The organism is Pseudoxanthomonas spadix (genome assembly GCF_003703395.1).
Lineage (GTDB): Bacteria > Pseudomonadota > Gammaproteobacteria > Xanthomonadales > Xanthomonadaceae > Pseudoxanthomonas_A > Pseudoxanthomonas_A spadix.
Genome location: NZ_RDQN01000011.1, coordinates 36,882 through 54,850 on the forward strand (window position 1 = coordinate 36,882; position 17,969 = coordinate 54,850).

The following is a 17,969-nucleotide window of genomic DNA, read 5'->3' on the forward strand; positions in this document are numbered from 1 at the left end:
AGATTCCCAGCATGAGCCACGTCGCAATCCCTGCCGCCACCGGCACCGAGATCGTCCCGGCGATCATGGGCATCGGCCCGGTGCCGGTCACCGGGCCGATGCTGCAGACGGCCGGCTGGCCGCTGGACGAGCTGGACCTGATGACCGGGACGATCGCGACCGACGGCGCGGGTGGGCACGCCGGTGACATGGCCGCCTCAACGCCGAACCGGTGCAGGCAGCTTCGTTTCCCAGCGGTGCCACGATGACCGCGCAGGAGCGTCCGCTGGATACGATCGTCAACCACACCTTCGACGAACTGGCCATTGGCGAGAGCGCCGGCATCGAGCGCACCCTCACCGGCGAGGATCTGCGTCTGTTCGCGCTGCTCGCCGGGCAGACTGACGCCGGTGCGCTGGATCCGGTGCCCGGGTCGGCGGCGCCAGCCCACGACCCGAGCATGGTCGCGCACGGCATGTGGGCCGGGGCGTTGATCGCGGCGACCCTGGGCACCCGCCTGCCGGGCTTTGGCACGGTCTACCGCAGCCAGGTCCTGCGCTTTCTGGCGCCGGTGGCGATCGGCGACCGGCTTTCGGTCCGGGTGACGGTGGTGGCCAAGGATCCGGCCACCGGCGAGGTGACCCTGGAGTGCCGCTGCACCAACCAGCACGGCCACACCATCATCGAAGGCCAGGCGCAGGTCGTGGCCCCGGACCGGCGGATCGTCCATGCCCGCGGCGCGCTTCCGGAGATCGGCCTGGACGTGGCCGGCAGCGGCGGCAGCGGGCTGCAGCGCCTGCTCGTCCATGTCGCGGCGCTGGAGCCGATCCGGGTCGCGGTGGTCCACCCCTGTGACACCCCGAGCCTGTCGGCGGCCCTGGAGGCGCGCACGGCCGGATTGATCGTGCCGATCCTGGTGGCGCCACGGGCCAAGCTGGAGGCGGTCGCCGCCGAAGCGGGACTGGACCTGGCCGGGGTGGCGATCGAGGACGTTGCACACAGCCATGCCGCCGCCGAGCGCGGCGCCGCGCTGGCGCGCGAGGGCAAGGTGGAGGCGCTGATGAAGGGCAGCCTGCATACCGACGAACTGATGGCCGCGGTGGTGTCTGCGGCCGCGGGCCTGCGCACCAAGCGCCGGGTCAGCCACTGCTTCGTGCTGCAGACCCCGTTCTACCCGCGTCCGTTCATCGTCACCGATGCGGCGATCAACATCACCCCGGACCTTGAGCAGAAGGCCGACATCATCCGCAATGCGATCGAACTGGCCCACGTGATCGGCGTGGCCGAGCCCAAGGTGGCGATCCTGGCGGCAGTGGAGACGGTCAGCCCGTCGATGCCGGCCACCCTGGACGCGGCGGCCCTGTGCAAGATGGCCGATCGCGGCCAGATCACCGGCGGCCGTCTGGACGGCCCGCTCGGCCTGGACAACGCGGTGTCGCTGGCTGCCGCGCGGATCAAGGGCATCGTCTCCGAAGTGGCCGGCCAGGCCGACATCCTGGTGGTGCCCGACCTGGAAAGCGGCAACATGCTGGCCAAGCAGCTGATGTACATGGGCGATGCCGCCAGTGCCGGAATCGTGCTCGGGGCCAAGGTGCCGGTGATCCTGACCAGCCGCGCCGATTCGCGCGAATCACGGATCGCGTCCTGCGCCATCGCGCTGATGCTCGCGCACCGCTATCGCAGCACGCCGCCATGAGGCGCCACCGCGAGGGCAGGGCCACCCCGTGCAGTTCGCGCGCTGCCGGCGCATGTCCACCTTTCCACCACGGGAGTCACAAGCCATGAAGTATTCGTTCAAGGGAAATGTTGCCCTGGTCAGCGGCGCAGGGTCGGGCATCGGCCAAGCCACCGCGCGGCTGCTGGCCGCCAATGGCCTCAAGGTGGTGGCCACCGACATCGATGCGGCCGCCAGCGGGCGGGTCGCCGAGGCCATCGTCGCCGCCGGCGGCACGGCGGTGGCACATGCCGGCGACGTTGCCAGGCCCGAGGACGCGCAGTCGGCAGTGGCCTGTGCAGTGGACCACTTCGGCGCCCTGCACCTTGCATTCAACAATGCCGGGATCGGCGGCACCCTGGCCCCTGCAGGCATGCTCGACGCGGCTGCCTGGCAGCGGGTCATCGACATCAACCTCAGCGGCGTATTCCACGGCCTGCATCACCAGATTCCGGCGATCCTGGCCGCCGGCGGCGGCGCCATCGTCAACATGTCCTCGATCCTGGGCCTGGTGGGCACACCGGACAGCACGGCCTATGTCGCGGCCAAGCACGGCGTGACCGGATTGACCCGTGCAGCGGCGCTGGCCTATGCCAGTCAGGGCATCCGCATCAACTCCATCCACCCCGGCTACATCGACACGCCGATCCTGTCCATGCTCGACGCCGACGCGCTGGGCCAGATCCAGGCGCTGCATCCCATCGGCCGGCTGGGAACGGCCGAGGAGGTCGCCCACGTGGTGGCCTTCCTGCTGTCCGACGCTGCCGGGTTCGTCACCGGCGCGCAGTGGACCGTCGATGGCGGCTACACCGCCCGATGACCGTGGAAACAAGCGCGCTGCCGGGGCCCGGATCTGGCAGCGGCGGGCTGATCCTGGTGCTGAACTGCGGCTCGTCGAGCATCAAGTTCGCGCTGTTCGACGGCATGGCCGATCCGTTGCCGCGCCAGCCGCTGTGGAACGGCAAGGTCCAGGGCATCGGCGGGCCCAACGCGGACTTTGGCCAGACGGGCGTGGCGGCGTTCCCGGTCACCCTCGATGCCACGCACCCGTACCGGGATGCGCTGCGGCTGATTCGCGAGCGCGTGGCCGCACGCCTGGATGGCCGCAATGTCGTGGCCGTCGCGCATCGAGTGGTGCACGGCGGCAGCAAGTATTTCCAGCCGGTGCGGGTGGATGCGGCGGTGCTGGCCGACCTGAAGGGCTACATCCCGCTGGCGCCACTGCACCAGCCGTTCGCGCTGGAGGCCATCGAGATCCTGCTCGAGCAGCGCCCGGACATCGCCCAGGTGGCGTGCTTCGATACCGGCTTCCATCACACCCTTGCCAAGGTCGAACAGCTCCTGCCGCTGCCCTACGAGGCCTGGCGGCAGGGGTTGCGCCGGTACGGCTTCCACGGCCTGTCCTACGCCTACATGGCCACCGCCCTGGCCGAGCGCCACGGCGACGCTGCGCGTGGTCGCACGGTGGTTGCGCACCTGGGCAGCGGCGCCAGCCTGTGCGCGATGCAGGACCTGCAAAGCGTGGCGACCACGATGGGCTTCTCGGCCCTGGATGGCCTGATGATGGGCACCCGCACCGGTGCGATCGACCCGGGCGCGGTGATCTACCTGATGGAAATCAGAAAGCTGACCCTGGAACAGGTGGGCCATGTGCTCTACCACGAGTCGGGCCTGCTTGGCGTGTCCGGCATTTCCTCCGAACCGCGGGTGATCGTCCAGCACGAGGCCGACGAAGGCGAAGCGGGCGAACGCGCGCGCCTGGCGCTGGAGCTTTACGTGCGCCGGATCGTGCGTGAAACCGCGTCACTGGCCGCCGTGCTGGGCGGCCTGGACATGCTGGTGTTCACCGCCGGGGTGGGCGAGCACAGCGCGTTCGTGCGCGAACGCATCTGCAAGGGCCTGGCCTTCCTCGGCGCGCAACTGGATGACCAGGCCAACCAGGATGATGCCCCGATCATCTCCCGGCGCGAGAGCCGGGTGCGGATCTGCGTGGAACCGACCAACGAGGAATGGGTGGCCGCACGTGAGACCCTTGCATGCCTGGCATCGAGCCAGGTGGCATGAGCCGGCGGCGCGACCGTCGGCACTGCAAAAGAATTTCGACGATCACGGAGAAACACGATGTTGCTTGGGCTGGATGTCACGATCTGGAAAATCATGCTGGTGTTGATGCTGGTGCCGACCCTCTCGGTCGCCATTCTGAATGTGATCTTCCGCAAGCGCGGCGGTATCGGGGTGGGCTGGGGAGGGGTGATCTTCGTGCTGATGGCGGGGATCGTGGCGCTGGTCATCATCCTGGCCAGGTTGCACCCGTGACCTGCCGGCCCGGACAGGGCCGGCTCATTCCGGATCGTAGTCCAGGTTGGAGGCCAGCCAGCGCTCGGCCTGCGCCAGGGTGACGCCCTTGCGCCTGGCGTAGTCGGCGGCCTGTTCCTTGGACACGCGCCCGACCACGAAGTACTGCGCACCGGGGTGGCTGAAGTAGTAGCCGGACACCGCCGCGGTGGGCAGCATCGCAAAGCTCTCGGTCAGTAACATGCCGGCGTTGCCCGGCGCGTCCAGCAGCTGGAACAGCATGGCCTTCTCGCTATGGTCGGGGCAGGCCGGATAGCCAGGGGCGGGGCGGATGCCGCGGTACTGCTCGGCGATCAGGGCCTGGTTGTCGAGCGTCTCGCCGCCAGCGTAGCCCCAGAACTCGGTGCGGACGCGCTGGTGCAGGCGTTCGGCCAGGGCCTCGGCCAGACGATCGGCCAGGGCCTTGAGCAGGATCGCGTTGTAGTCGTCGTGCGCGGCCTCGAAACCGGCCACGTGCGCCTCGATGCCGATCCCGGCGGTGACCGCAAACGCCCCGATCCAGTCCTGCCTGCCGCTGTCCTTGGGCGCGATGAAATCGGCCAGGCACAAGTCCGGCCGATCGGCCGGCTTGTCGGCCTGCTGGCGCAGGAAATGCAGCGTGGCTTTTAGTCCCTCTCCCTCCGGGAGAGGGGTTGGGGTGAGGGTTCGGCCGTTCCGCAATGGTTCGATTGCCGCTGGCTCCGTCGTACCCGCATCCGCCCCCGGATCAAGTCCGGGGCTGGCTCTTCGGGCACCTTCTCCCACAGGGAGAAGGCAAACCTCCACGTCATCGCCCACACTGTTGGCCGGCCACAGCCCGAACACGGCCTTCGCGGTCAGCCACTTCTCCGCGACGATCCGCCCGAGCATGGCCTGGGCATCGGCGAACAGTTCGCTGGCGTGGGTGCCGACCACCTCGTCGGTGAGGATCGCCGGATACCTGCCGGCCAGTTCCCAGGCCTGGAAGAACGGAGTCCAGTCGATCAGTTCGATCAATTCGGTCAGCGGGTAATCGTTGAACACGGTGATGCCCGGCCTGGCCGGCGTCGGTGGGGTGTAGTGGTCCCAGCCACCGTCGAACTTCTGCGCGCGCGCCTTGCTCAAGGGCACCAGCCGCTTGGCATCGCCGCGATTGGCATGGCGCTGGCGGATCTGGGCATAGTCGGCCTCGTTGGCGGCCACGAACGCGGCGCGCATGTCGCGCGAGATCAGCGACTGGGCCACGCCGACCGCGCGCGAGGCGTCCTTCACCCATACCGTGGGCGCCGCATAGTGCGGGTCGATCTTCAGCGCGGTATGCGCGCGCGAGGTGGTGGCCCCGCCGATCATCAGCGGCATCTGGAAGCCCTGGCGCTGCATTTCGCGGGCCACGTGGGTCATCTCTTCCAGCGACGGGGTGATCAGGCCGGACAGGCCGATGATGTCGGCGTTCTCGGCCCTGGCCCGGTCCAGGATGGTCTGGGTGGGGACCATCACCCCCAGGTCGACCACCTCGAAGTTGTTGCAGGCCAGGACCACCCCGACGATGTTCTTGCCGATGTCGTGCACGTCGCCCTTGACCGTGGCCATGATGATCTTGCCGTTGGAGGTGGCCGTATCGCCGGTGCGCAGCTTTTCGGCCTCGATGAAGGGCAGCAGGTAGGCCACCGCCTTCTTCATCACCCGCGCGGACTTGACCACCTGGGGCAGGAACATCTTGCCGGCGCCGAACAGGTCGCCGACCACGTTCATCCCCTCCATCAACGGGCCTTCGATCACATCCAGCGGACGGGTCGACTCGGCGCGGGCCTGCTCGGTGTCGGTCTCGACGAAGGCGTCGATGCCATGCACCAGCGCATGGGTCAGGCGCTCGCGCACGCTGCGGGAGCGCCACTCCAGGTCTTCGACCTTCTTCTCACCCTTCTTGCCCTTGTAGCGTTCGGCGATTTCCAGCAGGCGCTCGGTGCCGTCCTTGCGCCGGTTGAGGATCACATCCTCCACCCGCTCGCGCAGTTCCGGGTCCAGGTCATCGTAGATCGGCAGCGCGCCGGCGTTGACGATGCCCATGTCCATGCCCGCGGCGATGGCGTGGTACAGGAACACCGAGTGGATCGCCGCGCGCACGGTCTCGTTGCCGCGGAAGGAGAACGACACGTTCGACACCCCCCCGGACACGTGGCAGTGCGGCAGGGTCTGCTTGATGATGCGCGTGGCCTGGATGAAGTCCACCGCGTAGTTGTCGTGTTGCTCGATGCCGGTGGCCACGGCGAAGATGTTGGGGTCGAAGATGATGTCTTCGGGCGGAAAGCCGACCTGTTCGGTCAGGATCCTGTAGGCGCGCGTGCAGATCTCGACCTTGCGCGCGCAGGTGTCGGCCTGGCCGATTTCGTCGAAGGCCATGACCACCGCGGCCGCGCCATAGCGGCGGACCTTCAACGCATGTTCGATGAAGGCCGCTTCGCCTTCCTTGAGCGAGATCGAATTGACCACGCCCTTGCCCTGCAGGCATTGCAGGCCGGCCTCGATCACGCTCCACCTGGAACTGTCCACCATCACCGGGATGCGGGCGATATCCGGCTCGGACATGATCAGGTTGAGAAAGCGCACCATCGCCTTCTCCGAATCGATCATGCCCTCGTCCATGTTGACGTCCAGGATCTGGGCGCCGTTGTCGACCTGCTGGCGCGCCACTTCGACGGCTTCCTCGTAGCGCTCTTCCTTGATCAGCTTGCGGAACTGGGCGCTGCCGGTGACGTTGGTGCGCTCGCCGATGTTGACGAACAGCAGCTGCGGGGTGATGACCAGCGGCTCCAGGCCGGACAGGCGGGTGTAGCGGGGGGTGTCGTTCATGAGGCTTGGATGGATTGCTCCCTCTCCCCCGCGTCCTGCGCGGGCGAGAGGGTCGGGGTGAGGGGGCGCTTTTCGCCGAAGCGACGAGGAAGGCAGCCTGCGGCGCAAGCCCGCCCCCTCACCCCAACCCTCTCCCCCATGTCATGGGAGAGAGGGAGCAAAAGCGTCTTGGCGTCGGTCGTGCCGTGGACGATCAGGGTCATGCGGCGCGCGCCAGGTCCTGCGGCAAGCGGCGCGGCGCGATGCCGGCCACCGCTTCGGCAATCGCGCGGATGTGCTCGGGCGAGGTGCCGCAGCAGCCGCCGACCAGGTTGAGCAGGCCGGCAGTGGCGAACTCGCGCAGCGTTTCGGCCATTTCCCCAGGGGTCTCGTCGTATTCGCCAAACGCGTTGGGCAGGCCGGCATTGGGATGCGCGCTGACGTAGCAGTCGGCGACTTGGGCCAGGGTCTCGATGTGCGGGCGCAGGTCCTTGGCCCCCAGCGCGCAGTTGAGCCCGATCGACAGCGGCCTGGCGTGCATCAGCGAGATGTAGAAAGCCTCGGCGGTCTGGCCGGACAGGGTGCGGCCGGAGGCGTCGGTGATGGTGCCGGAAATCATCACCGGCAGGCGCGCGCCGCGTGTGTCGAACGCCTCTTCCACGGCGAACAGCGCGGCCTTGGCGTTGAGCGTGTCGAAGATGGTCTCGACCATGACGATGTCGGCGCCGCCATCGATCAGGCCGTCCACCGCCTCGCGATAGGTGATGCGCAACGCGTCGAAGCTGGTATTGCGGTAGCCCGGGTCGTTGACGTCCGGGCTGATCGAGGCAGTGCGGCTGGTCGGACCGAGCACGCCGATGACGAAGCGCGGTTTTTCCGGAATTTTTGCCTCGATGGCGTCGCAGCATTGGCGGGCGATGCGCGCGCCTTCCTTGTTGAGCTCGTAGACCAGGTGCTCCAGGTGATAGTCGGCCTGGCTGACCGAGGTGGCGTTGAAGGTGTTGGTCTCGACCAGGTCGGCGCCGGCTTCCAGGTAGGCCGTATGCACGCCGGCGATCACCTGCGGGTTGCTCAGCAGCAGCAGGTCGTTGTTGCCCTTCAGGTCATGGCCGTGGTCGCAGTCCGCGCCGTGCACGTGATCGCCGGGCGCATGGGTGCTGTCGAAGCCGCCGGCGAAGCGCTCGCCGCGGTAATCGGCCTCTTGCAGCCGGTGGCGCTGGATCATGGTGCCCATTGCCCCGTCGATGATCAGGATGCGGCGGGCCAGCGCGTCCAGCAGCAGCTGGGCGCGTTCGGGGTTGAGCCAGGGCAGGGTCTGGGTTGGCAGGGTCATGTGCAAGTCCTTACGGCTTGACGCCAGTGAGCGAGAGCACTTCGAAGTGCGGTGGACGGCGTTCGCGGGTGACGGTGTGCAGGTTGGTGGCGCGCAGGCCGGCGCGTTCGGCGAAGGCGGCCAGCTCGGCGTCGGTGAAGCCCAGGTTGACGTGACCGTAGGCCTGCACCACCGGCTGGTGTTCGTGCCGGGCCAGCGAGCTGATCAGCGCCTTGCCGCCCGGGCGCAGCACGCGCGCGGCCTCGGCCACGGCGCGGGCCGGATCGGTTGAATAGGTCAGCGCGTGCATCAGCACGACCAGGTCGAAGCTGGCATCGGCGAAGGGCAGGGCATGCATGTCGCCCTCGCGCACTTCCACATTGGGGAAGCGACGCAGGCGCTCGCCGGCCGCGGCGACCACCCGCGCGCTGGTGTCCACGCACACGTAGCGGCCCGAATGCGGCGACAGCAGTTCGGCCAGCACGCCGTCGCCGGAGGCGATGTCCAGCACCTCGCCGGTTTCCAGCAGCGGCAGCGCGGTGCGCGCCAGCGCTTCCCAGGTGCGACCCGGAGAGTAGTGGCGCTCCATGTCGCCGGCCACGGTATCGGCCCAGTTCTGGGTCGCCGCGCGCGCGGCCAGCACCTCGGCCACGCGCTCGGCGTCCTGGCGCAGCAGCGGATCGTCGCTGCCCGCGCGCAGGCTGTGCCACAGGTCGCGCTGGGCGGGGTCCAGGTTGTCCTCGTCGAACCGGTAATAGGCCGACACGCCCGCGCGGCGATCGCGCACCAGCCCGGCATCCTTGAGCTTGGCCAGGTGGGTGGAGACGCGCGGCTGGGCCAGGCGGGTGATCGCCGAAAGCTCGGCCACGGTCAACTCCTCGCCGGCCAGCAGGGCGAGCAGGCGGACACGGGTGGCGTCGGCAAAGACCTTCAGCCGCGCCGACCAGGCTTCCAGATCCATTATTCATCTCTATATCGCGATGGGGAGATATTTTGCCGTCGAAGCCGCTTGCGGTCAATTCCATACCTCACCGCATGGGCGCTACAATTGGCGTCACCGCAGCTTCTGCAAGGGCAAGACCGTGGATTTCGGATACACCGAAGAGCAGCTGATGATCCAGGACGTGGCCCGCCGGATCGCCCAGGAAAGGATCGCGCCCAGCGCCGAGCATTTCGACAGGACCGGCGAATTCCCGCTGGAAAACATCCAGCTGCTGGGCCAGAACGGCCTGATGGGCATCGAGGTGCCCGAGCAATACGGCGGCGCCGGCATGGACCCGATCAGCTACGTGCTGGCGATGATCGAGGTCGCCGCCGGCGACGCCGCGCATTCGACCATCATGTCGGTCAACAACTCGTTGTACTGCACCGGCCTGCTCAAGTTCGCCACCGAGGAGCAGAAGCAGCGCTACGTGCGCGCCATCGCCGATGGCAGCCAGATCGGCGCCTTCGCCCTGACCGAACCGCAGTCCGGGTCCGATGCCACGGCCATGCGCTGCCGCGCGGTCAGGCAGGCCGACGGCAGCTTCGTCATCAACGGCAAGAAGAGTTGGATCACCTCTGGACCTGTGGCCAAGTACATCGTGCTGTTCGCGATGACCGCGCCGGACAAGCGCGCCAGGGGCGTCACCGCCTTTGTCATCGACACCGATCGCGACGGCTTTCACCGTGGCAAGACCGAGCCCAAGCTGGGCATCCGCGCCTCGGCTACCTGCGAAATCGAGTTTGCCGACTATGTGGCCCAACCGGCCGAGGTGATCGGCGCCGAAGGCGAAGGTTTCAAGATCGCCATGGGTGTGCTGGACGCCGGGCGCATCGGCATTGCCTCCCAGGCCATCGGCATCGCCCGCGCCGCCTACGAAAGGACCATCGAGTACGTCAAGGAGCGCAAGGCCTTCGGCGCGCCGATCGGCAGCTTCCAGATGACCCAGGCCAAGATCGCCGACATGAAGTGCAAGCTGGATGCCTCGCTCATGCTGACCCTGCGCGCGGCATGGCTGAAGGGGCAGGGCAGCAAGTTCAGCACCGAGGCGTCCATCGCCAAGCTCACCGCCTCCGAGGCGGCGATGTGGATCACCCACCAGGCCGTGCAGATCCACGGCGGCATGGGCTATTCCAAGGAAATGCCGCTGGAGCGGTACTTCCGCGACGCCAAGATCACCGAGATCTACGAGGGCACCAGCGAAATCCAGCGCCTGGTGATCGCGCGCGGCGAGACCGGCCTGCGCTGAGCGAGCGCCAGGCACCGGCCTGCTCGCCGGCGGCGAGGTTGGCCCGGTGCGTTCAACGCGATGCCAGGACGAGGGCGATCTTGGCAAGGCGACTCGGACATCCAGCCCGGTGATCGCACCCGGAAAATCCGCCCTGCGCTGAAATACCCATGTCACGCATCTGTGCGGGCGGCGCCGCGCGGCGCCGTCTGCGTGATTGGCGCGCTCATTCCGTGCTGCATTCGAGGGTTTTGTGTCGGTGGTGACATCCAGAATCGCCGATCCCCCCGAAAGCACAAGGAGTTGTCATGGCCTCACGCACAAGGTTGTCGCTGTTCCTCGGCCTGGGCCTTGCCTGCTGTACGCAGGCGCAGGCGGCGGTCTTCATCAACGAACTGCATTACGACAATGCCGGCACCGATGCCGGCGAGGCGATCGAAGTGGTCGCCACGGCCGGCGAAAGTCTGGCCGGCTACCAGCTGGTGCTCTACAACGGCAGCAGCACCTACGGCACCCGCACGCTGGGCGCCGGCAACGCGGTCAGCTGCGGCGGCAGCGCCACCATCGCCTCGGTCACCTATCCGCGCGATGGCCTGCAGAATGGCAGTGCCGATGGCGTGGCGCTGGCCAATGCCGCAGGCCAGCTGGTCCAGTTCATCAGCTACGAAGGCCAGATCACGGCGAGCAACGGCCCGGCCGCCGGCCGCACCAGCACCAATCTGCCGGTGAGCGAAACCAGCAGTACGCCGGTCGGCACCTCGCTGCAGCTGGGCGGCAGCGGCGCGGCCGCCAGCGACTTCAGCTGGAAGGCTTCGGCGACCCAGACCTTCGGGGCGTGCAACGCCGGACAGACCTTCAGTGGCAGTGGTGGCGGTGGCAACACCGCGCCGAGCGTGGTGTCGACCACGCCAACCAATGGCGCCACCGGCTTCCCGGCCGCGGGCGATCTGGAAGTGACCTTCAGCGAGCCGGTGACGCTGGCCAGCGGTGCCTTGACGCTGACCTGCGCCAGCAGTGGCAGCGTGCCACTGAGCTACGCCAGCAGCGGCACCGGCTTTGCCGCGTCCACCGATACCGCACTGGTTGCCGGCGAAAGCTGCAGCTTCACCGTGGCCGCTGCAAAGGTCAGCGATGCCGGTGGCGCCCATCCGGCCGCCGATACCGTGGTGGGATTCAGCGTGGGCGCGGCCGGCGGCGGGACCGGCGACTACTACAGCAAGGTCAACACCGGCAGCTCCAGCCAGCTGCGCTGCTCGCTGCACGAGACCATCAAGGGCCACACCGCCTATCCCTACAGCGGCAGTGGCACCAGCGTGTGGTCGATCCTGGAGATCGCCGACGAGGATCCGTCCAACAGCGGCAAGATCCTGGACATCTACAAGAACCACAGCTACACCAAGGTCAGCGACCGCGCCGGCACCGGATCGGGCAGCACCTACAACCGCGAGCACACCTGGCCCAATTCACTGGGCTTCGGCACCACCACCGGCGACATGGGCCTTCCGTATGCGCCCTACACCGATACCCACATGCTGTTCCTCACCGACACGACCTACAACGCCGATCGTGGCAACAAGCCCTACGCCGACTGCGCCAGCAGCTGCGGCGAACGGACGACCGAGGCCAACAACGGCAGCGGTGGCGGCAGCGGCACCTATCCGGGCAATTCCAACTGGGTGCAGTCACCCGACGGCAACCAGGGTTCGTTCCAGGTGTGGAGCGCGCGCAAGGGTGACGTGGCGCGCGCGGTGATGTACATGGCCATCCGCTACGAGGGCGATGACGATCCCAACACCGGGCAGGGCGAGCCGGACCTGGAGTTGACCGACGACCGCAGCAGGATCGTGATCACCTCCGCATCGCCGGCGTACATGGGCCTGCTGTCCACGCTGCTGGCCTGGAGCGCGGCCGATCCGCCTGACCAGGCCGAACGCGCCCGCAATGAGGTGATTTACAGCTTCCAGGGCAACCGCAATCCCTTCGTCGATCATCCCGAATGGGCCACCCAGGCCTTGTTCACCTCGGCCAAACCGACGACCTGCCAGCTGGCCAACTGATCGGGTTTACCTCGGTAACAGCGACAAGAAAAAGCCCCGGCATTGCCGGGGCTTTCTTTGCGGTTGGCCGCTGACTCAGTGCCCGCCCTGTGCCTGTGGCGTGCCTTGGCCGTCCTGGTCCTTGTGGCTTTCCAGGTATTCGCGCGACGGTTCGTCCATCTTGTCGCCCAGCAGCCGGCGGACCACGATGAAGAAGATCGGGATCAGCAGCAGGCCCAGGAGGGTGGCGAACAACATGCCGCCGATCACGCCGGTGGAGATGGCGTGGCGCGCGTTGGCGCCGGCACCGGTGGAGAGGGCCATCGGCACCACGCCCATGATGAAGGCAAAGGAGGTCATCAGGATCGGGCGCAACCGCAGATGCGAGGCGTTGACGATCGCATCGTGCAGGGTCTTGCCCTGGCTGCGTTCCATGACCGCGAACTCGACGATCAGGATCGCGTTCTTGGCCGCCAGGCCGATCACCGTGATCAGGCCGATCTGGAAGAAGATGTCGTTGGACAGGCCGCGCAGCATGGCGAACACCACCGCGCCCAGTCCACCCAGTGGCACCACCAGCAGCACCGACACCGGGATCGACCAGCTCTCGTACAGCGCAGCCAGGCACAGGAACACCACCACCAGGGACAGCACCAGCAGCAGCAGCTGGCTGTTGCCGGCCAGGATTTCCTGGTAGCTCATGCCGGCCCAGTCGTAGCCGAAGCCATCCGGCAGCTGGTCGCTGACGATATTTTCCATGGTGTTCATGGCCTGGCCCGAGGAGCTTCCGGGAACAGGGGCGCCGTTGATGTTCACCGCCGAATAGCCGTTGTAGCGGGACAGCGCCGGTGGCAGCGAAGCCCAGCTGGTGGCGACCACGTTGCTCAGCGGGATCATCGCGGGGTTGCCGTTGGCGTCGGTCTCGGTGGTGCTGGGCGTGTAGAACTGTTCCAGGGCTTCCGGGCCGGCGCGGAACGGCGCGTCGGCGCGCATGTTCACGCGCTTGATGCGGCCGCCGTAGAAGAAGTCATTGACGTACACCGGCGCCAGCATCAGCTGGATCGAACTGTAGATGTCGCTGACCGACAGGCCCATCGACTGCGCCTGCACCCGGTCGACCTTCAGCTGCAGCTGCGGAGAGTTTTCCAGGGTATTGGGGCGCACCTGCATCAGGGTCTTGTCCTGCGAGGCGATCCCCAGCAGCTGGTTGCGCGCGGCCATGAGGGCATCGGCGCCGGCACCGGTCCGGTCCTGCAGCCACATGTCAAAGCCGCCGAACTGGCCCAGGCCCTGGATGGTGGGCAGGTTGAGCACGAAGATCCGTGCGCCCTTGACCTGCTGCAGCGCGCCGTTGGCCTGGCCGAGGAAGGCGTTGATGTCGCCCTCCCGCTCTTCCCACGGCTTGAGCTTGATGAAGGCCATGCCGACATTCTCGCCCTGGCCCAGGAAGCTGAAACCGGTGATCTGCAGCACGCCCTGGAAGCCATCGATCTTGTTGAGGATCGTGCGGATCTGGTCGAAGACCTCGTTGGTCTTCTGCATCGGCGTGCCCGGCGGGGCCTGCACGATCGCCAGGGCATAGCCCTGGTCTTCCTCCGGGATGAAGCTGGTCGGCAGGCGGGTGAACAGGAAGCCGGTCAGGACCACCAGCACGGCGAACACCATCATCCAGCGCGGCGCATGCCGGACCTGGCGGCCGACCATGCCCACGTAGCTCTTCTCCAGCTTGCCGTAGTACTTCTCGAACGTGCGGAAGACGATGTTCTTCTTTTGCTCGTGGCTGTCGTGGGCGTGCTGCTTGAGGAAACTCGCGCACAGAGACGGGGTGAAGCCCAGCGCCAGGAACGCCGAGAAGCCCATGGAGATGGCGATGGTCAGGGCGAACTGCTTGTAGATCTCGCCCGAGGCGCCGCCCTGCAGCGCAGAGGGAACGAACACCGCCGCCAGCACCACGGTGATGGCGATCACCGCGCCGGTGATCTGTTCCATCGCCTTGATCGTGGCCTCCCGCGGCGGGAGTTTCTCCTCGGCCATGATGCGCTCGACGTTCTCGATCACCACGATCGCATCGTCCACCACGATGCCGATCGCCAGCACCAGCGCGAACATGGTCAGCTGGTTGATGGTGAAGCCGATCGCGTACAGGCCGGCGAAGGTGCCCAGCAGCGCCACCGGAATGACCAGGGTCGGGATGATCGTCGCGCGGAAGTTCTGCAGGAAGATCAGCATCACCAGGAACACCAGGATGATGGCCTCGATCAGCGTGCTGACCACTTCCTCGATCGAAATCGTGACGAAGGTGGTGGTCTCGTAGGGCTTGAACCAGGACACCCCGGCCGGGAAGCTGGCGGCCAGGTCATCCATCTTCGCGGTCACCGCATCGGCCACCGACAGCGCGTTGGCGCCCGGCAGCAACTGGATCGCGAAGGCGCCCATCGGCTTGCCGTCGTACTTGGTGTCGAAGCCGTAGTTCTGCGCGCCGAAGCTCACCCGGGCCACGTCCTTCAGGCGCACGGTGGCGCCGTCGGGGTCGGCACGCAGGATGATCTCCTCGAACTGCTCAGGCTGGGTGAAGCGGCCCTCGGCCACCACGGTGGCCTGGAACGCCTGTCCCTGCGGCGCCGGGTCCGAGCCCAGCGAACCGGCGGCGAACTGCACGTTCTGTTCCCGGACCGCCGCCAGCGCCTGGCTGGCCGACATGTTGTAGCCCTGCAGCTTGCCCGGGTCCAGCCAGAGGTTCATGGCGTATTCGGAGCCGAAGTGGCGGGTACTGCCCACACCCGGCACGCGCGAGATCTGATCCAGCACGCGCGAAGCGATGATGTCGTTGAGGTGGTTGCGGTCGATCGACGGATTGTCCGAGCGCACCCCGACCACCATCAGGAAGCCGGCATTGGCCTTGGCCACCACCACGCCCTGGTCGACCACTTCAGCCGGCAGGCGCGGCTGCGCCAGCGAGACCTTGTTCTGGACCTGCACCTGGGCGATGTCCGGGTCGGTACCGGTCTCGAAGGTCAGGGTGATCTCGCTGCGGCCGGACGAGTTGGACGTGGAGCTGAAGTACAGCAGGTTGTCGATGCCGGTCAGCTGCTGCTCGATCACCTGGGTGACCGAGCGCTCGGCCGTGTCGGCACTGGCGCCGGGATAGGTGGCGCTCACCGTGATCTGCGGCGGGGCGACATTGGGATAGGACTCGATGCCCAGGTTGAGGATCGAGATCACGCCGGCGAGCGAGATCAGGATCGCCACAACCCAGGAAAAGACCGGGTGGTTGATGAAGAACTTGGGCATGGAGGATGTTCCTTACTGGGCCTGGCCCGAGGCCGGTTGCTGGGCGTCGTCGCCCTTGGCGTCGGGGGCCGGGGCGGGCTTGTCGCCCTGGGCCGCGTCGGCAGCGGCAGGCGGCTGCCCACCGGCACCACCCTGTTGTTGCTGGGCCTGGGCGGCCTGGGCCTTGGCCTGCTCGTAAGGGATGGGCTTGACCTGGCCGCCCTCCCTGGCCTGCTGCAGGCCCAGTGCGATGACCTGGTCGCCGGCCTTCAGGCCGTCGGTGACGATCCAGTGGTTGTCGATGGCGTTGTCTTCGATCTGCACGTCCTTGCGCGCGACCTTGCCGTCCTGGCCCACCACCATGGCGTAGGCGCCCTGGGTGTCGCGCTGGATGGCCGCCTGCGGCACCAGGAACACGTTGCTGCGCGTGCCCATGTTCACCATGACCGTGACGAAGCTGCCCGGCAGCAGCGCGCGCTGCGGGTTGGGCAGGGTGGCGCGCAGCGACACCGCGCCGGTGGCCGGGTCAACCACCACGTCGGAGAAGTCCAGCGTGCCCGGCTGGTCATAGGTCTGGCCGTTGCTGAGCAGTACCTTGAGCGTGGTGTCCTCGGTGTCGGACAGACTGACGTTGCCCTGGCCCTGGGCCTGGCGCAGCGACTGCAATTCCGACGAGCTCATGGTGAAGTTGACGTACAGCGGGTCGATCTGGTCCACCGTGGTCAGCAGGGTCACATCGCCGGCACCCACCAACGCGCCTTCGGTGACCTGCTGCTTGCCGGCGCGGCCGGAGATCGGCGCCTCCACGTTGGCATAGCCGAGCCGGATCTGTGCATTGGTGACCGCCGCGCGGGCCTGTTGCAGCGCAGCCCGGGCGCTGCGTTCGGTGGCCTCGGCATTGTCCAGGTCCGACTGCGACACGTACTGCTGCGGCGCCAGCCGGCGCGCGCGTTCGGCTGCGACATGGGCGTTGGTATAGCTGGCCTGGGCCGAGGCCAGCTGGCCCTGGGCCGAACTGAGATCGGCCTGCAATGGCGCCGGATCGATCTTGAACAGCACCTGGCCCTCCTTGACGTCGGTGCCTTCCTCGTAGACGCGCTCGAGCAGCACGCCGGGGACGCGGGCGCGCACGTCGGCGCGGCGCACCGGCGCCAGGCGGCCACTGAGCTCGCGGGTCAGCGGGGTGCTGGTGGGCTGGACGTTGATCACGCCCACCTCCGGCGGCGGCGGCGCCTGCTGTTCTTCCTTCTTGCAGGCGGCCATGGCCAGCACGATGGCGGAGCCGAGCAGGAGCGAGCGGGTCGAGGGGGTCATGGGGAGGGGGCTCCGGAGAACGTGGGTGGTGAAGGAAAAGAGACGGGCAGAATCGAGTTGGATCAGCATTGGACCGCCGGCGAAGCCGGCGCGTAGGCGCGCAGGAAGGCGTCCACCGCCAGTTCGGCCCAGGCCCGTCGTGCCTGTGGCGTGCGCTGGGCGACAGAAAAGCGCTGCCGTTCCAGTTCCAGGCCGACCAGCATGCTCAGCAGCATTTCGGCTGCCACGTGCGGTTGGTCATGCCTGAGACACCCGGCTTCCATGGCCAGGGACAACCAGGACGCCAGCCGTGCCAGCAGCGCCTGGCCGCCATCGCGCCAGATCGCGCGCGCCTCTTCTGGGAACTGCGGCGATTCGGCGCTGAACAACCTGCAGCTGGCCGCCACGTCCGGTGCGGAGAGACGCTCGAGATGTTCGATCGCGAATGCCAGCAGTGGCTCGCGCGCCTGGCCGTTGAAGGCCTCCAGGCGCGAGGTGGTGATGTCCAGGTGTTCCTGCATCAGATCGTGCAGCAGCGCATGCTTGCTGCCGAACTGCGCATACAGGGTCTGCTTGGAACAGCCCGCGCGGTGGGCCACCGCCTCCATGCTCACCCGGAATCCCTGTTCGGCCATCAGCGCACGCGCGGCGTCCAGCACTCGCTGGCGGCGCTCTGCGGTGCTGGAATTGTGGTCGGGACAGGCCATCGCGGCTGGACTATACCGTCCAGTTTAGAATTTTAACAGCGTGGAAATCGCGTGCGCACACGCTTCGTGGGCGTGTGTAAAAGGCGTGTGATAAAGGCATGACGTGTTGGTCAGCGACCCCCGTCAGCGACCACGATCCCGCCGGCGTCCTTGCCTTCTCGGCACCTCCCGGCCAGGCGCGCGCCGACGCCGTCTCCAGTTGCGCCGGCGGCATGTACCCGCTGTCCGGTGATGCCGCGCAGCAAGGCCGTCATCGGCTGCAGGCATACAATGGTCAATTATTTTCAACCGTGTGACCGCGACTGT

At 67.3% G+C, this 17,969-nt stretch carries 13 protein-coding genes; 7 read left to right on the forward strand and 6 right to left on the reverse strand.

Annotation, left to right across the window (positions count from 1 at the left end; all coding sequences use genetic code 11):
- Positions 1–11 precede the first annotated feature (11 nt).
- The 5 genes from D9R12_RS14065 (at position 12) to D9R12_RS14085 (ending at position 4,009) form a co-directional block, all read left to right on the forward strand.
- Positions 12–248, forward strand: coding sequence for a hypothetical protein (locus tag D9R12_RS14065; protein ID WP_147475106.1), 237 nt, complete (start codon positions 12–14; stop codon positions 246–248).
- A complete protein-coding gene (locus D9R12_RS14070) occupies positions 245–1,675 on the forward strand; it encodes a bifunctional enoyl-CoA hydratase/phosphate acetyltransferase (RefSeq protein WP_122231344.1) in 1,431 nt (476 codons plus the stop codon). Before D9R12_RS14065 ends, D9R12_RS14070 begins: the two co-directional genes overlap by 4 nt.
- A gap of 85 nt (positions 1,676–1,760) precedes the next feature.
- Complete coding sequence (locus D9R12_RS14075; protein WP_122231346.1) at positions 1,761–2,513, forward strand: SDR family NAD(P)-dependent oxidoreductase; 753 nt, start codon at positions 1,761–1,763, stop codon at positions 2,511–2,513.
- Complete coding sequence (locus D9R12_RS14080) at positions 2,510–3,757, forward strand: acetate/propionate family kinase (RefSeq protein ID WP_122231348.1); 1,248 nt, start codon at positions 2,510–2,512, stop codon at positions 3,755–3,757. The genes D9R12_RS14075 and D9R12_RS14080 overlap by 4 nt, the downstream gene beginning before the upstream one ends.
- 57 nt (positions 3,758–3,814) lie before the next feature.
- Positions 3,815–4,009 carry a hypothetical protein gene (locus tag D9R12_RS14085; RefSeq protein WP_014160504.1) on the forward strand — a complete coding sequence of 65 codons (195 nt, stop codon included), beginning with the start codon at positions 3,815–3,817 and terminating at the stop codon, positions 4,007–4,009.
- Positions 4,010–4,033: 24 nt separating this feature from the next.
- Here D9R12_RS14085 and metH read toward each other — a convergent pair whose 3' ends face one another.
- The 3 genes from metH to D9R12_RS14105 all read right to left on the reverse strand — a co-directional run bounded on the left by metH (position 4,034) and on the right by D9R12_RS14105 (position 9,108).
- Positions 4,034–6,856 (reverse strand): methionine synthase, encoded by a 2,823-nt coding sequence (gene metH, locus D9R12_RS14090; RefSeq protein ID WP_122231350.1) that lies wholly within the window; start codon positions 6,854–6,856, stop codon positions 4,034–4,036.
- A gap of 199 nt (positions 6,857–7,055) precedes the next feature.
- Complete coding sequence (locus D9R12_RS14100; protein ID WP_122231354.1) at positions 7,056–8,168, reverse strand: homocysteine S-methyltransferase family protein; 1,113 nt, start codon at positions 8,166–8,168, stop codon at positions 7,056–7,058.
- A 10-nt stretch (positions 8,169–8,178) separates the two neighbouring features.
- The gene (locus tag D9R12_RS14105; protein WP_014160507.1) at positions 8,179–9,108 is read right to left on the reverse strand and encodes an ArsR/SmtB family transcription factor; all 930 of its coding nucleotides are present in this window, start codon (positions 9,106–9,108) and stop codon (positions 8,179–8,181) included.
- 121 nt (positions 9,109–9,229) lie between these two features.
- Between D9R12_RS14105 and D9R12_RS14110 the strand changes: the two genes are divergently transcribed.
- Positions 9,230–10,378, forward strand: coding sequence for an acyl-CoA dehydrogenase family protein (locus tag D9R12_RS14110; protein ID WP_122231380.1), 1,149 nt, complete (start codon positions 9,230–9,232; stop codon positions 10,376–10,378).
- A gap of 287 nt (positions 10,379–10,665) precedes the next feature.
- Positions 10,666–12,414 carry an endonuclease gene (locus D9R12_RS14115; protein WP_122231356.1) on the forward strand — a complete coding sequence of 583 codons (1,749 nt, stop codon included), beginning with the start codon at positions 10,666–10,668 and terminating at the stop codon, positions 12,412–12,414.
- A gap of 75 nt (positions 12,415–12,489) precedes the next feature.
- Here the strand turns inward: D9R12_RS14115 and D9R12_RS14120 are convergent, their stop codons facing one another.
- From D9R12_RS14120 to D9R12_RS14130, 3 genes are all read right to left on the reverse strand, one after another.
- The gene (locus tag D9R12_RS14120; protein WP_122231358.1) at positions 12,490–15,684 is read right to left on the reverse strand and encodes a multidrug efflux RND transporter permease subunit; all 3,195 of its coding nucleotides are present in this window, start codon (positions 15,682–15,684) and stop codon (positions 12,490–12,492) included.
- A gap of 12 nt (positions 15,685–15,696) precedes the next feature.
- Complete coding sequence (locus D9R12_RS14125; protein WP_014160511.1) at positions 15,697–16,977, reverse strand: efflux RND transporter periplasmic adaptor subunit; 1,281 nt, start codon at positions 16,975–16,977, stop codon at positions 15,697–15,699.
- Between the two features lie 62 nt (positions 16,978–17,039).
- Positions 17,040–17,663: a TetR/AcrR family transcriptional regulator gene (locus D9R12_RS14130; RefSeq protein ID WP_014160512.1), complete on the reverse strand. Its 624-nt coding sequence runs from the start codon at positions 17,661–17,663 to the stop codon at positions 17,040–17,042.
- Positions 17,664–17,969: the final 306 nt, after the last annotated feature.

Coding starts and splice junctions, on each gene's coding strand:
- D9R12_RS14065 (WP_147475106.1), top strand. CDS start 12: ATGAGCCACGTCGCAATCCCTGCCGCCACCGGCACCGAGATCGTCCCG.
- D9R12_RS14070 (WP_122231344.1), top strand. CDS start 245: ATGACCGCGCAGGAGCGTCCGCTGGATACGATCGTCAACCACACCTTC.
- D9R12_RS14075 (WP_122231346.1), top strand. CDS start 1,761: ATGAAGTATTCGTTCAAGGGAAATGTTGCCCTGGTCAGCGGCGCAGGG.
- D9R12_RS14080 (WP_122231348.1), top strand. CDS start 2,510: ATGACCGTGGAAACAAGCGCGCTGCCGGGGCCCGGATCTGGCAGCGGC.
- D9R12_RS14085 (WP_014160504.1), top strand. CDS start 3,815: ATGTTGCTTGGGCTGGATGTCACGATCTGGAAAATCATGCTGGTGTTG.
- metH (WP_122231350.1), bottom strand. CDS start 6,856: ATGAACGACACCCCCCGCTACACCCGCCTGTCCGGCCTGGAGCCGCTG.
- D9R12_RS14100 (WP_122231354.1), bottom strand. CDS start 8,168: ATGACCCTGCCAACCCAGACCCTGCCCTGGCTCAACCCCGAACGCGCC.
- D9R12_RS14105 (WP_014160507.1), bottom strand. CDS start 9,108: ATGGATCTGGAAGCCTGGTCGGCGCGGCTGAAGGTCTTTGCCGACGCC.
- D9R12_RS14115 (WP_122231356.1), top strand. CDS start 10,666: ATGGCCTCACGCACAAGGTTGTCGCTGTTCCTCGGCCTGGGCCTTGCC.
- D9R12_RS14120 (WP_122231358.1), bottom strand. CDS start 15,684: ATGCCCAAGTTCTTCATCAACCACCCGGTCTTTTCCTGGGTTGTGGCG.
- D9R12_RS14125 (WP_014160511.1), bottom strand. CDS start 16,977: ATGACCCCCTCGACCCGCTCGCTCCTGCTCGGCTCCGCCATCGTGCTG.
- D9R12_RS14130 (WP_014160512.1), bottom strand. CDS start 17,663: ATGGCCTGTCCCGACCACAATTCCAGCACCGCAGAGCGCCGCCAGCGA.